The 13,825-nt window shown below is 66.4% G+C and carries 9 protein-coding genes; 3 read left to right on the top strand and 6 right to left on the bottom strand.

The window, feature by feature from the left end:
• The first annotated feature begins 2 nt into the window (after positions 1–2).
• Positions 3–701, top strand: a complete 699-nt coding sequence (locus NJD74_RS16805) for a pilus assembly protein (protein ID WP_319624624.1) — start codon at positions 3–5, stop codon at positions 699–701.
• A 70-nt stretch (positions 702–771) separates the two neighbouring features.
• Positions 772–6,087, top strand: coding sequence for an ESPR-type extended signal peptide-containing protein (locus NJD74_RS16800; protein ID WP_319624623.1), 5,316 nt, complete (start codon positions 772–774; stop codon positions 6,085–6,087).
• Positions 6,088–6,207: 120 nt separating this feature from the next.
• Here the strand turns inward: NJD74_RS16800 and NJD74_RS16795 are convergent, their stop codons facing one another.
• Entirely contained in the window at positions 6,208–8,547 is a 2,340-nt protein-coding gene (locus NJD74_RS16795) for an ATP-binding protein (RefSeq protein WP_319624622.1), read from the bottom strand.
• Between the two features lie 389 nt (positions 8,548–8,936).
• Between NJD74_RS16795 and NJD74_RS16790 the strand changes: the two genes are divergently transcribed.
• A complete protein-coding gene (locus NJD74_RS16790) occupies positions 8,937–9,182 on the top strand; it encodes a hypothetical protein (protein WP_019184591.1) in 246 nt (81 codons plus the stop codon).
• A 4-nt stretch (positions 9,183–9,186) separates the two neighbouring features.
• Here NJD74_RS16790 and NJD74_RS16785 read toward each other — a convergent pair whose 3' ends face one another.
• The 5 genes from NJD74_RS16785 to mdcG all read right to left on the bottom strand — a co-directional run bounded on the left by NJD74_RS16785 (position 9,187) and on the right by mdcG (position 13,825).
• A complete protein-coding gene (locus NJD74_RS16785) occupies positions 9,187–9,906 on the bottom strand; it encodes a GntR family transcriptional regulator (protein WP_019184590.1) in 720 nt (239 codons plus the stop codon).
• 75 nt (positions 9,907–9,981) lie between these two features.
• Positions 9,982–11,325, bottom strand: a complete 1,344-nt coding sequence (locus NJD74_RS16780) for an SLC13 family permease (RefSeq protein ID WP_019184589.1) — start codon at positions 11,323–11,325, stop codon at positions 9,982–9,984.
• An 87-nt stretch (positions 11,326–11,412) separates the two neighbouring features.
• Positions 11,413–12,330, bottom strand: a complete 918-nt coding sequence (gene mdcH / locus NJD74_RS16775) for a malonate decarboxylase subunit epsilon (RefSeq protein ID WP_070474000.1) — start codon at positions 12,328–12,330, stop codon at positions 11,413–11,415.
• Positions 12,327–13,190: a triphosphoribosyl-dephospho-CoA synthase MdcB gene (gene mdcB, locus NJD74_RS16770; RefSeq protein WP_070474002.1), complete on the bottom strand. Its 864-nt coding sequence runs from the start codon at positions 13,188–13,190 to the stop codon at positions 12,327–12,329. Before mdcB ends, mdcH begins: the two co-directional genes overlap by 4 nt.
• Positions 13,187–13,825: a malonate decarboxylase holo-[acyl-carrier-protein] synthase gene (gene mdcG, locus NJD74_RS16765; RefSeq protein WP_070474004.1), complete on the bottom strand. Its 639-nt coding sequence runs from the start codon at positions 13,823–13,825 to the stop codon at positions 13,187–13,189. Before mdcG ends, mdcB begins: the two co-directional genes overlap by 4 nt.

The raw sequence follows: 13,825 nt of genomic DNA, 5'->3' as shown, positions 1-13,825 counted from the left end.
CGATGAAGCCTTTCATTCGCTGCCTGCTTCCCTTGTCGCTGCTGATGGCGATGCCTGCCCACGCCAATCTCACCGTGCACCCCATGCGCACGTCGGTGGACGTAAAGAAGGGTGCGCAGATCCGCATCTATTCGCAGTCCACCCAGCCGCAGTACGTGCAGGCCTCGATCAAGCGCATCGTCAATCCAGCCAGCGCGGATGAGCAGGAGGTCGAGGTCGAGCCCGGCGAAGCGGCCATCGCCATCACCCCCGGTAAGTTCGCGCTGGCAGGTGGCGGCAATCGCCTGATCCGGGTGATTCCGCTGCAGCCGGTCGAGAAGGAAACCGCCTACCGCGTGTACTTTGAAGGTGTGCGTGGCCCTGAAGGGATCGAACGCCCAGGCGAGGGCGAGCGCGCACAGGCCAACATCGGCGTCAGCCTGGTCTGGGGCGCACTGGTCAATGTGCTGCCCGCACAGCCGGCCATGGCGGTGCAGGTGGAAGGCAACCACCTGCGCAACACCGGCACGGTTCGCGTAGGCATTACCAGCATCGCCGACTGCGATGGCGCGCGCTGCACCGCGTACGACGTTTCGCGAAGCCTGTATCCGGGCAGTGCACTGGAACTCCCGTTCCCGGTGCAACCGGGACACACGCTGCAGATGCGTTACCGCCTGACGCGCGACGGCTATCGCGAGCATGTGCAGGCACTGGCTCCCTGAACCCCTCAGGCCGTCGTGGCGCAGTCCCGCCGCGACGGCACTTCTTCGTTTCCCTTGTTAAGGAGTTTTCATGAACAGGATTTACCGTCGTCTTTGGTCTACTGCACGCCAGTGTTGGGTGGTGGTCAGTGAACTCGCGAACAGCCGCGGGAAGCGGTGCCAGTGCACTGGTACTGCGTTGGCTGCAGTTCTCATGCTGGCCCCACCTCTTGCGCGGGCTTCGTCGGACAAGGTGGATGAGGAAGATGCCGTCAGCCGCAATCCAGTCCTCGAACAGGCTCTCCAATCCAGTCTGCTGCTGCAGGCGTTCCAGGGCGCGCGCGCGGCAGGGGTTTCGCCGCTCTCTGCCACGCCGGTCTACCAGGCAGCAATCGTCACCGATCCATCCTATGGAAACTCCACCGTGAGTGGCGACCAGCTGCTGATGCTTGGCTCACGCTCCTCATTGAATGGCACTGGCGGGGTTGCGTACGGAAACCTGATCAGCGCCACCGGCAACAACGTTGTGGCGGTGGGTTACCGGGTCAAAGTGACAAATGGCGGATACGCTACAGCCGTGGGTACCAATGCCATTGCTGATGGCGTGGGAACCACTGTGTTTGGCAACCATGCAGAGGCCTATACAACCAATTCCGTTGCCGTCGGCAGTGGAGCACGAACCAATAACGGCGCTGGCATCTCCAGGATCGCAATAGGTGGGGATGCTTACGCCGGCTCCAGCGGCTGGACCGGCGCCATTGCGCTGGGGGGAGACGCCAATGCAAGTCACGACAGCGTTGCAATCGGCTATGGCGCAAGAACCACACAGAGTGGCTCGGTGTCCTTGGGGAGAGGCTCGGTTGCCAGTCAGGCCAATACCGTATCTGTCGGCAACGACACTACGAAGCGCCGAATCGTCCATGTGGCCGATGGCAACATCAACGGTACCAGTACTGACGCGGTAAACGGCCGACAGCTGCAGACGGCAAAAAATGATATCAAGACGGCCGCGGACGCCGCCGCCGGCGCGCAGCGAACAGCCAATACGGCCAACACTACCGCTACCACCGCCAAGTCCACTGCAGATCAGGCCTTGGCCAATTCGCGTGTGGTCACCCAGGCATCGGCCAGTGGCAGCGTACGTGTGGGCGGTGACAATACCGGCACCACTGTCAGCTTCGCCAACAAGAACAATGCAACGCGCTACCTCAATGGAATCCGTAACGGAGCGCTGAGCGCCAGCAGTACCGATGCGGTTACCGGACAACAGCTGTTTGCCACCAATTCCAATGTAACCAAGGCCCAGACCACGGCTGACGCGGCGAAGACAACTGCCACGGCAGCGCAGTCCACGGCCAACACGGCCAACACCAACGCCAACACGGCACTGGCCAAAGCCAATGCCGTAAGCGGGCTCGTCAGCCAGGCATCTGCGAGCGGCAATGTACGGCTGGGCGGTGAGAACACCGGCACGGTGCTGGATGCCCGCAACAAGTCCAATGCGGTGCGCAGCATCACTGGCCTGAAGGATGGGGCACTGAGCTCAACCAGCACCGAGGCGGTGACGGGCAAGCAGCTCAATGCAACCAACGCCAATGTCAGCGAGGCGCAGGCAGCAGCCGACGCGACGGCTACACGGCTGAACGCCAGCGCAGTGGCCCTTGGCGCGGGAGCTGTCGCGGAGCAGGCCAGCTACGGCATCAGTACGGCGCTGGGTAACAACGCCAAAGCCTACAACGGCAAGAGCGTCGCCATGGGCGCAGACGCTCGCGCGACAGTGGATGACGCGGGCAACAAGATCAGTGGCAACGCGGGTGTGTCCATCGGTGCTGGCACCCGCAGTGGCAACGGTGCGGTGGCGCTTGGATTGGATGCCGTCGCAACGGGTGATCGAGGCGTTGCCGTCGGCCATGAGGCGTCTGGTAAAGGCACGCACGCCACCGCTATGGGCTTCCAGAGCAACGCATCGGCCAACCAGGCCACGGCGGTCGGGCGCGGCGCCCTAGCCAGCAGCCTGTATGCCTCGGCAGTGGGCAATCAGGCCAGTGCCACGGCACAGAGCGCGTTGGCCCTTGGTGATCGTGCCAATGCGGCACACGCGGGCGCTGTTGCGCTCGGCAATGGCTCAGCCACGACTGGGACCAATCAGGTCTCGGTGGGCAATGGCTCGTTGAAGCGCAAAGTGGTCAACGTGGCGGATGCCGCCTTGAGTACGTCCAGCAGTGAAGCGGTGACCGGCAGGCAGCTGCATGCCACCAACACCAGCGTGGCTGCTGTGAAGGCGACCGCGGACGGTGCGCAGGCGCGCGTGGCGGTGTTGGATGGCCTGGTGGGGCAGGTATCGGCAGGCGGCAACGTGCGCCTGGGTGCAGACAACACCGGCACCGTCGTCGACGTGGCCAACAAGACCGGCGCCAAACGCAAGCTGCAGAATCTGGCCAATGGCGTGCTCAGTACGTCCAGCACGGATGCAGTGACCGGGCAGCAGCTCAATGCCACCAATAGCGAAGTGACCAGCGTGCGCACGGCGGCAACCGCGGCGAAGACGGCGGCCGACGCTGCCCGTGGCGTAGCCGATGGCGCTGTGCTGAAGGCTGATGCCTTGGGCGGACTGGTGGGTCAGGTGTCTGCCAGTGGTAATGTCCGCCTGGGGGCAGAGAACAACGGCACGATTGTGGATGTCGCCAACAAGAGCGGTGGCAAGCGGCGCATCTACAACATCGCCAACGGCACGCTGAGTACGGGCAGCACCGATGCGGTGACCGGGCAGCAGCTGTTTGCGACCAATGCCACGGTGGAGACACAGCGACAGGCTTTGGCTGGGCACGCGCAGCAGCTGACGGATCAGGACGGGCGTATCACCGACAACCGGGTCGAGCTGGATGCGCTGCGTGCGGACTTCGATAACTTCGATCCGGATCTGGATGGCGTGGTCAAGTTCAGTGCTGATCGTCACCTGGTGGACATGGAAGGTGCGCGCGTATCGGGGGTGGCAGCGGGGGATATCAGTTCTGCGGCCAGTACGGATGCTGTGAATGGTGGGCAGTTGTTTGCGACCAATGAGCGCGTCAATGCGATCGAGAGCGCCGGAATGTTCCTGAGTATTGGGAGCGACAGCCTCAGCGAAGCCGCTAGGTCAGGCGCCTTTGGTGTGGCCATCGGTGATTCGGCGCAGGCAAGCGTTGAACATGAGGGAGGAACCGCGGTAGGGGCATATGCCAATGCGAGTGGCAAGAACTCTGTAGCCCTCGGCAGAGGGGCACTTGTGGAGAAGGGGGCGGAGAGTTCTTTCGCGCTCGGTGCCGGTTCGCGCGCAGCGGCAGTTGAAACAACGGCGGTTGGCGCGAATAGTAGGGTTGAAGCACGTGCGGCCAGGTCCGTCGCCGTGGGGGCTGGATCAATTGCAAGGGAGTCTGACACCGTCTCCTTTGGGACGAGTCTGTACCAGCGCCGACTGGTGAATGTAAGTCGAGGTATCGCAGAGGGTGACGTCTCCACAATCGCACAGCTCAACGAAACTCTTGCCGGTTTCGGGGGTAGTGCAGGAGTGGATGCTCTTGGGAACGTCGTTGGGCCCATCTATAGCGTGCAAGGTGGCAAGCAGGACAATGTGGGAGACGCGCTGGCTGCACTCGATGGTGCAGTGGTCAGGTCAGACAGTCGCGTAGATGGCCTCGAAGGTCAGCTGCGTGCGACGTTCCAACAATCACCCTCGACCGGGGTGGATGGAGTTGGTCAGCTGAATCTGGCAGGTGCGCAAGGCATGGTTCTGTCGAATCTGGCCGATGGGCGTATTGCTGCCGGTAGTCGCGATGCGGTGACTGGTAGCCAGCTGTATGCAGCCAAGCAGGAAATAGATCGCAATAAGATCAATATAGACCAATTGATGGGGGGCGGGCGCGGGATTGCCAATGAATGGTTCCAGGGACTGATTGATTTTGCCGGAGCTCAGATAACCGGCGTGGCGGCGGCAGATATCAGTTCTGCAGCGAGCACAGATGCTGTGAACGGCGGGCAGCTGTTTGCAACGAACTCCAGGATTAATGACGTCGAACGGAAAGGACGCTATCTAGCAGTTGGTGATACGGGGGTCGGGCAGGGGGCCTTCTCTGGAGCTTTCGGGTTGGCAGTTGGTGATGGTGCGGAAGCATCATTGACAAGCGAAGGTGCGACGGCAGTTGGTGCGTTTGCGACAGCCAAAGCTAGGAATTCTGTGGCTTTGGGTCGGGCCTCCTACGTTCACGAGCGCGCGGAAGATGGCTTCGCTGTGGGGGGCAGGAGCCAAGTCGCTGCTAGAGGCGGCATTGCTCTCGGTGCAGAAAGCGAGGTTCGTTCCACTGCGAGGAATTCGGTAGCCATCGGCTATCAATCTATTGCCAATGATGCAGACACCGTTTCTTTAGGCAATGACTTGTTGAAACGCCGGATTGCGAACGTAGCCAACGGCCGCAACACCAACGACGCAGCGACCATCGGCCAGCTCCGCGGCGCCCTGTCCGCCCTCGGCGGCAACATCGACGCCAACGGCAACGTCACCACCCCCGGCTTCAACGTCCAGGGCCAGCATCAGAGCACCGTCAGCGACGCTCTCACCACCCTCGACGCCGCCGTAGTCACCACCGGCTCCCGCATGGACCGCGTCGAAACCCAGCTCCGCTCGGTCTTCCAGGAAACCCCCTCCACCCGCAGCGATGGTGCCGCCCAGCTCACCCTGGCGGGCGCCAACGGCATGGTCATCTCCAACGTGGCCAACGGCCTGATTGCCGCCGGCAGCCGCGAGGCGGTCAACGGTGGCCAGTTGCATGCGGTGCAGCAGCAGCTCAACGGCCGCATGGACGGGCTGGAGCAGCGTGTTGACGGTCCGCCGCAGGCCCGTGCGATGGCGACTGCATCGGCCGATGCGGGCGCGCCAACGCCCACCCCGACCAGCAGCGAATCGGCCGCGGCCACTCCGCCGGTGGCCAACGAGGGTGACAAGGCCGTGGCCGACAGCGGCAGTGCGCCGTCGTCGTCGCCCACGCCGCAGCCCAAGTCCAAGAAGGATGACGCGCCCGCACCGACCCCGCAGGTGGACACCGCCGAGCTCGAGAAGATGCTCGCGCGCGCCAATGAGTACACCGATGGTGCCATCAAGGGCGTGGAGCAGCGCCTGGACAAGATGGACAAGCGCTTCAACCGCATGGCCGCGATGAGCAGCGCGCAGACGGCCATGGCGATGAACACCGCTGGCCTGGCCACCTACAACCGCCTCGGTGCGGGCGTGGGCTACGCCGAGGGCGAGTCGGCACTGGCGGTCGGCTACCAGCGCGTGCTCAACGAAAAGGGCTCAGCCACCTTCAGCCTCAACGGGGCGTTCACCAACAGCGGTGATCGCAGCATGGGCGTGGGTGTGGGCATCGGCTGGTAATCCTCCCGGCCGATTGCAGGGAAACACCAGCGCTCCCCGGTCCGTCATTGCGGACCGGGGAGTTTCTTTTTGTGTCGTGCCTTGCGGCCCCGGGCGGGCAGGTGCCACGCCGCCGTGGGCTCAGGTGCCTGGGTCCATCTGCGCCAGCAGGCGGTCCATCTCGTCCAGGTCCGCTGCGCCCGGGTCGCCGTTGATGGCATGGTGCTTCAGGCAGCCGTCGATCTGGTCCAGCGTGACCAGCGTGGCCGCATCCCCGACCATCGAGGCCGCCCCGCGGATGCGGTGGCTCATCGCCAGCGCCCGCCGCCATTCGTGGGCCACGATGGCCTCGCGCAGTGCGGCAATATCCCGGGGGATCTGCGTGCGATACACCGCCAGCACATCCAACGGCGTCGCCGCCGCCGGCCGCAGGGCCCTGGCCGGATTCATGGCCGTGCAGTGCGTGGCCACATCGAACGCAGGCCAGTCGATGGGCTTGCACAACGTCGCTGCGATGCCCGCGGCCCGGTAGCGGGGTGGACGGGTGACGTCGGGTGATGCCGAGATCGAGACCACTCGGGCGCCCAGCCACGCGCGCGTCCGCTCCAGGGCGCGGATCGCCTCGATTGTTTCCAGGCCGCTGGCATCCGGCAGTGCATCGTCCAGGGTGATCAGGTCGAAGGGGCCGGCCTGCGCCAGTTGCTGCAGTGCCTCATGGCGACTGGTGGCGCAGCGCACCTCGAACCCGCGCTCGCGCAGCCGGTGGCTGATGACGTCGGCGATCAGTGGCTGGTCTTCGATGACCAGGGCGCGCGCGGGCCGGTCGTTGTGGTCGGACAGGTGTCCGGGCAGGGCCGGCGCCGGCTCCGTGCGCCGCTGCGCGGGCAGGGTGGCGGTGAAGGTGGACCCCACGCCTGGTTGGCTGCGCACGGTGATCTGCCCGCCCTGCGCCGTGGCGATGCGGCGACACAGGGACAGCCCCAGCCCGGTCCCGCCGCGCTGCCGGCCGTCACGGGTGGTGCTGAAGGCGCCGAAGATGTCGTTCAGATCTTCGGCGCTGATGCCTTCGCCGGTATCACTCACACGCAGCACCATCCGGCCGCGCTCGCCCACGCCTGCCTCGAATCTCAGGCGCACCGACACGGTGCCGGCATCGCAGAACTTCACGGCGTTGGAAATCAGATTGCTGGCGATGTGGCGCAGGGCGCGGGTGTCGCAGCTCGCGTGCTCCAGCACCGGCTGGTCGAGATCGAACAGCAGGGCGGTGCCCTTGGCCGCGGCCACCGGCCGGGATGCGCTCAGGCAGCCGGCCAGTACGGTGGCCGCGCCGGGCTGCCACTCCACGGGTGCATGGCTGTGGCGATCCAGGAACATGAATTCCAGCGCATTGGCCAGGGTGTGGTGCAGCGAAGAGGTGGCCGCGCGGGCGGATGCGATCACGGGCGCGGCGGCCGGGGTGGGGACGGTGGATTCAATCAGGTCGATGGCGGAAATGACCGAGGCCACGCCATTGCGCACTTCGTGATTGACCAGGGTCAACATGCGCGCCGTGCTGGCCTGCAGCGCCGCGGTCGCCCGCGCATTGCGGTAGGCCTGGATGATCACGAAGGCCGCACCAAGGATGGACAGCACCAGCACGATGATCGGTGTGCGATAGAAAGAGAGGACGGCACGGAGAGTGGGAGGCGAGCGATACAGGGCATCCATCCACCGGCCGACCAGATCCTGCTGGGTGTCCAGCGGCAACGAGCGGAACGCCTGATGGGCCCGGTCCATCTCGGCGGCGCGCGCAGGATGGGAGGCGACCCGGATTCGCACGGAGGGGCCATCGCTGGCCGGATGCACCGCCAGCGTGGTGCTGTTGCCCCGGCGTGCGAGTGGAATCAGGATGGCGTCCATGCCCAGCGCCGCGTCCACGGTGCCGCTGTCCACCGCGGCCACCATGTCTGCCGCGGCAGGCAGTGGAAACACCTCGATCGCGGGGTGGTGAGCAGCCAGATAGCCGTGGTACTCCCCGTTGCCGATCACGGTGACACGCTTGCCCTCCAGGGCGGACAGGGCCCGCACGGGGGAGCTGCTGCGGGTGAGCAGGACCGAGTCGCCGGCATAGAAGACCGGTGAAATCACCGTGGCCGTGGGCAACAGTGCCGTAGTGCCCGGCAGCGCGAACGCCAGCCCGTCCACCTCCTGCTGCGCAAGCAGGCCGAGTGCGTCGCTGAAGGTGGTGGCCCCGGCCACCTGGATCTTGATGCCCGAGAGCGCCTCCACCGCCTCCACGTAGGCGCGTGCCCCGCCCAGCGAGGAAGGCCCGCCCAGCCCGTACGGGCCGCCCAACTGCGGGCCGGCGGCCAGCACGAAGGGCGGCTGCCGATCCGAGTGGGCGGGGAACAGCGTAAGCAGCAGCGCCCCGGCGGCGAGGAGGATGGTCGCCAGCAGGCTGGCCTGCAACGCGACCCGACGTTTACCCGCGATGTTTTTCATGTAAGTACGCTCGCACCCGATCCACGCACAAGAACGGCACCGGCAAGGCGCCGACGGTGCTGTGGAAGCTGGTGCGCGCAGCCACGAATCCAGCCTTGCACGACACCAGGAGGCGCTCAATGTGCGTTTCCGACGATGGGATGTCGTATCCGGCACGAGGCGCTCGGTCTGCGCAGTGCGTCTCGCAGGCCTCCACGCGCCCTTCACGGCGATTGGCTCGATCGGCATGGCAGTCGAAGCTCATCAACGTGCATCGCGCAGCTGGCGACGATGCGATCGGTCAGCTGCCTGCATCACCTTGGACACTCGCACCGTCCTCACGATCGTTCCACGCGTTGCTGCGTGTGCGCCACCTAAGCTGGCATTCCCGTCGCGAAGTTTCTTTTCCCATGACCACAGCACTACATGATCTGGACGCCCTTGAACCCATCGATATCGATGCGCTCAAGGCACAGGGTGTGCCGCCGGTCGCCCAGTACCTGGTGGACCAGGAAAAATTCGTTCTGTTGGGCGGCAAGCGCGGCATCTACCGCTTGGCCGGCGCCGATACGGCGTGCTACTTCACCAGCCTGGACCAGATCCGGCTTCACCTGCTGGGGCAATCATTGACGCGGCTGACGGTGGAGCTGGCCTGAGCGCTCAGATCCCGCCCTGGCGAGGCAGCGGCGCAGGCACGTTCAGCTGGCCACCGGCGGCCACATAGGCCGCCAGTGCTTCGCCTTGACTGAGCAGATGGCGGTTCATCATCTGCTCGGCGGCTTCGGCATCGCGGTTGCGGATGCAGGCCATCAGGGCGCGATGCTCGGCTAGTGACTGGGCCATGCGGCCCGGCGTGAGCAACTGCCGGCCGCGATGCATCTTCAGGATGCGGTGCAGGTCGTGGGTGACGCGGATCAGCCACGGGTTGCCGGCATGGGTCTGCAGACTTTCGTGGATCAGATAATTGTTGCGGTAGTACTCGGCCAGATCGCCCGCGGCTGCAGCGACTTCCATGGCATCGTGCAGCGCCTGCAGCTGGACCACGCCCGCTTCATCGATGCGCTTGACCGCTTCATGCACGCAGCGGCCTTCCAGCATGGCCATCACCGGGAACAGCTGGTTGAGGTCTTCCAGGGTCAGCCGGGTGACCCGGCTGCCGCGGCCCGCATCGAGCTGCACCAGGCCCTCAGCGGCCAGCAGTTTCAGGCTCTCGCGCAGCGGGGTGCGGCTGATGCCCAGTTCTTCGGCGAGCAGCGGCTCGTCGATCCATTCGCCCGGTGGCAGTTCGTAGTCGTAGATCTTCTGGCGCAGCCGCTCGGCCACTTCTTCATAAAGCGGCACGCGTTTCTTCGACAGGCGGGGACCAGGGGCCAGGGGCATGGCAGGGCTTCATGGACAGGTGTGCAGCATTCTACCGGGTCACGGCGGGCCTGCCGGTGCAGGCCCGCCGTGTGCTTACATCCAGCCCGGCACGACGAACAGCAGCCATGCCAGCAGCGGACCGAACGCCACCACCAGGCCGCTGTAGACCAGGAAGCGGCGGAACAGGGCTTCGCGCTCTTCCTTCGCCGCCGAGGCAACCACCAGCGCGCCATTGGTCGAGAACGGGCTGACGTCCACCACGGTGGAGGAGATCGCCAGCGCGCAGATCACACCGGCCGCGCTCAGATGCCCCTGCATCAGGAACGGCACCGCCAGCGGGATCGTCGCACCCAGCACCGCCGCAGAAGAGGCGAACGCTGAGACGATGCCACCGACATAGCAGACCAGCAGCGCGCCCAGCAGCGGAATGCCGATCGCACCCACGCCATGGCCGATGTAGTCCACCGCGCCGGCCTGCTGCAGCACGGCCACGTAGGTCACCACGCCGCTGATCAGCAGCACGGTCGACCAGCTGATGCCATCCACCGCGCCCTTCTGCGAGTTCGGCGAGAGCAGGGCAAGCACCACCGCGACGGTGATCGAGACCAGGCCGACGTTGAGGTTGTAGACCAGGGCCGCGATGCCGAGCCCGAGCAGGCCGATCAGGGTGAACACGCGCTCGCGGTTGATGCGCACGTCATCCAGCGCATCGGGATCATTGGAGAGCGTGCCACCGCCGGCCGAGACCAGGGCGCCGTGACCTTCGATCGCAAACTGGCGCGAAGAGGCCTGGCTGCCGGCGACCAGCGGTTCGGTCGCCGTTGGTGCGCGACGCATCAGGGCCAACCCGCCAAAGGCGAAGAAGCAGATGATGCCCATCAGCAGGTTGAAGCCCAAGCTGGTCAGGAACACCGCCATTTCCGTGACTTCCAGGCCGGCCTTCTGCACCACTTGGTTGGTGATGCCGCCATACACGCTGATCGGCGAGAAGCCACCGGCCTGCGCGCCGTGGATCACCAGCAGGCCCATCATCAGCGGGTTTATCTTGTACTGCTTGGCAAAGCGCAGCGCGACCGGGCCGATGATGGCCACCGCGGCCGGGCCGAGCGCGCCGAAGGCGGTCAGCACGGCGGTGACCACGAACATCACCCACGGTATGGCGACGATGTGCCCACGCACCGCCTTGACCGCCCAGTGCACGAGCAGATCGATGGTGCCGTTCTTCTGCGCGATGGCGAACAGGTAGGTGATGCCGACCAGGGTCAGGAACAGGTCGCCCGGGAAGCCGGCCAACACTTCCTTGCCCTCCATCCCGACGAACAGGCCGCCGATGATGAAGGCCAGCGCGAATGCCACGGCACCCATGTTGATGGGCAGGGCCGTGGCCACGATGAACATGATCACCAAGCCGATGATCGTTGCGATTTGCGGACTCATGCGCCCTCCCGAGACACTTGATACGCGTGCAGCATGATGGCGACCCGCCACCCGGGGACTGCTGGTGTTACACCTTTGCGTGGCCCCTCATGCGCGTGCGCATGCGGCGTCCACCCATTCGCGCACGCCCTCCAGCGTGCGGAAATCCTCTACCGAGCGGGCCTGCAGCTGCGGATGCAGCTCGCGTACCCGCCGGCTCAGCGCCGAGCCGGGGCCCAGCTCCAGAAATACTTTTCCGCCGCGCTCCACCGCCTGCGCCAGCACCTGCTGCCACTGCACCGTCCGGGCGATCTGCGCGGCCAGCGTGTGCACCACACGTGCGACATCGACGACGCTGCTCCCGTCGATGCCGGCGAGCAGGCGCAGCCGGGGCGGCTGCAGTGCGGTCTTACCCAGGACCGCTTCGAACGCCTGCGCTGCTGGCGCGAGCAGCGGGGTATGTGCGGGAACATCCACCGGCAATGACACCGTGCGTGCACCGTGCCGGACGGCCGCGGCGGCGGCGGCCTCCAGCGCGCTGCGCAGGCCGCCCAGCACCACGTGGTCCGGGCCGTTGACGATGGCGAGATGGACCGCGTGCTCGGCGCACAGCAGGGCGATCTCGTCGGCCGCCAGGCCGATCACCGCGATCAGGCCGGCGTCGGCCGGCGAGGCGGCGTCCATCAGCGCGGCGCGGCGGGCAGCCAGGTGCAGGCATGCAGTGCTGTCGAAACTACCGGCGATGGCATGCGCGGCCAACTCACCGGCGCTGTAACCGGCCACCGCCGTTATGGTGGGCAATCGGTCGCGTAACGCGGCCCAGTGCGCCAGCGCCGCGGCGCAGACGAGCGGCTGGGCGAGCGCGTTGTGGAAGCGGTGTTCGTCTGCGGCAAGTGCCTCCACCGGCGTGCCCAGCATCGCACTGGCCTGCGCGAGGATGGGCTGGGCACGGGCGTCCTCGCCAACGCGCGCGAACATCCCCGGGTGTTGGCCACCCTGGCCCGGGCAGAGCAGGACCAGGCTCATGCGTGCGCCTGCAGGTGCAGGAACCACGTGCAGGCCAGCAGATCGGCGCTGCCGCCGGGGCTGAGCCGTCGCTGCTCGAATGCGTCACCGATGGCGGCGACACGTTCGGGCCAATCGGCCTGCTGGACACCGCCTGCCGCGAGGAAGCCGCGCGCCTGGTGCTGGGCGAACGCCAGCCCGGCCTCACCCCCGCGGTGCAGGAGATTGAGATCGACCGTGTGGGCGATCAGCGTCATCAGGGTTTCCACCTGCGCCGCTTCGGCATCCTGGGTGGCATCCAGCACGCGTTGCAGGGTCGGCAGGGCCAGCGCGTGCAGCAGCGGGTACCCTGCGGCCGCCTGTTCGCGGACACCCGGCACGGCGTGCCGCCGGCGGGCGCGTTGGCCGGGGCTGTGCGGATTCAACGGGGCCTCCAGCAGCGCCGACCGCCACTGGGCGACACCGCGACATACCGCCTCGCCCGACGGTGCGCCTTCGCCGCTGGCGCGAAGGCGGGCGGACTGTGCGACCAGCAGGCCCAGGCTGAAGATCGCCCCGCGATGCGTATTGATACCGCCGGTGGCGCGCAGCATCGCGGCTTCGGCGGCGATGCCGAGCGTACGCAACGAGGCGAACGGCACTTCGCTGCGGCCCGCGTGCGCGATTGCGACGAAGTAACCGCGCAGCGCGAACAGGCTGCGCAGGAAGGTGCCCGCATCCATGTCGGTGTGACTGCCGCGACTGAACGGCGTGACCAGGCCGGGTTTGGGCGCGCAGGCAAGCTCGGCGTGCAGACTGGCGATGGCCAGGCGGCCGAGACGACGCGCATCGGCAGAGCGGGGCGCAGCGGTGGCCGGCAAGGGCAGCCGAACGGCGTTCATGCGGCGACCTGCCAAGCGGTGAGCGCCTCGCGCGGCACCAGCGAGCATGCATCGTTGCCTTTGACCATCAGTCGCGCGGCGCCGCTGGCGTACTCGCGCCAGTTGACCGCACGGTCACCCGGGAAGCGCAGTTCGCCGTCCAGCCGCGTGGGCGATCGCCGCTCGCAGTGCTGCAGCACGGCGACGATCGTCTCGGCCTGCCCGGTGCCGGTGACGTCCCAGAGCAGGTCAAGATCCGAGCCGTCATGCAGGTAGCCCAGGCCGGTCAGGTGCTGCCACGCCGCGCTGCCGAACACGCGCGGTGCTACCGGTAAGGTGGCCGTTTCGGTGGCAAGGCCGTGCAGCCGGTCGCGCCATCCCGCGCCGATATCCGTCGCGACCTCGGTCAGCAGCGGCGGTGGCGCGCTGCGCAGGACGGCGGACGGATCAACCCGCAGCGACAACCGCTGGCGGTGCTCGGCCAATGGCAGGGGAACGCCCAACCGCAGCTGGTGTTCGTCGCTGGTGGGGTCGCGCCGCGCCACCACGAAGGGCAGTCGCGCCTGTGCCCATGCCCGCAGCCGCGTCTCGGCGCCCGCACTGAGAACCTGCCACGGTGCCTGCGGATCGAGCCAGACCAGGTCGTGACGGCGCAT

Origin of the sequence: Stenotrophomonas sp. RG-453, from assembly GCF_033843685.1 — a bacterium.
In the GTDB taxonomy this organism is placed as follows: domain Bacteria; phylum Pseudomonadota; class Gammaproteobacteria; order Xanthomonadales; family Xanthomonadaceae; genus Stenotrophomonas; species Stenotrophomonas bentonitica_A.
The sequence above is the reverse complement of the archived record's forward strand: the minus strand, read 5'-3'. Positions and strand labels throughout refer to the sequence as shown.

Bases quoted from the DNA above. Each gene is read 5' to 3' on its own strand.
- mdcH (WP_070474000.1), bottom strand. From the start codon at position 12,330: ATGAGCCTGGTCCTGCTCTGCCCGGGCCAGGGTGGCCAACACCCGGGG.
- mdcB (WP_070474002.1), bottom strand. From the start codon at position 13,190: ATGAACGCCGTTCGGCTGCCCTTGCCGGCCACCGCTGCGCCCCGCTCT.
- NJD74_RS16790 (WP_019184591.1), top strand. From the start codon at position 8,937: ATGACCACAGCACTACATGATCTGGACGCCCTTGAACCCATCGATATC.
- mdcG (WP_070474004.1), bottom strand. From the start codon at position 13,825: ATGCGCCGTCACGACCTGGTCTGGCTCGATCCGCAGGCACCGTGGCAG.
- NJD74_RS16805 (WP_319624624.1), top strand. From the start codon at position 3: ATGAAGCCTTTCATTCGCTGCCTGCTTCCCTTGTCGCTGCTGATGGCG.
- NJD74_RS16795 (WP_319624622.1), bottom strand. From the start codon at position 8,547: ATGAAAAACATCGCGGGTAAACGTCGGGTCGCGTTGCAGGCCAGCCTG.
- NJD74_RS16780 (WP_019184589.1), bottom strand. From the start codon at position 11,325: ATGAGTCCGCAAATCGCAACGATCATCGGCTTGGTGATCATGTTCATC.
- NJD74_RS16800 (WP_319624623.1), top strand. From the start codon at position 772: ATGAACAGGATTTACCGTCGTCTTTGGTCTACTGCACGCCAGTGTTGG.
- NJD74_RS16785 (WP_019184590.1), bottom strand. From the start codon at position 9,906: ATGCCCCTGGCCCCTGGTCCCCGCCTGTCGAAGAAACGCGTGCCGCTT.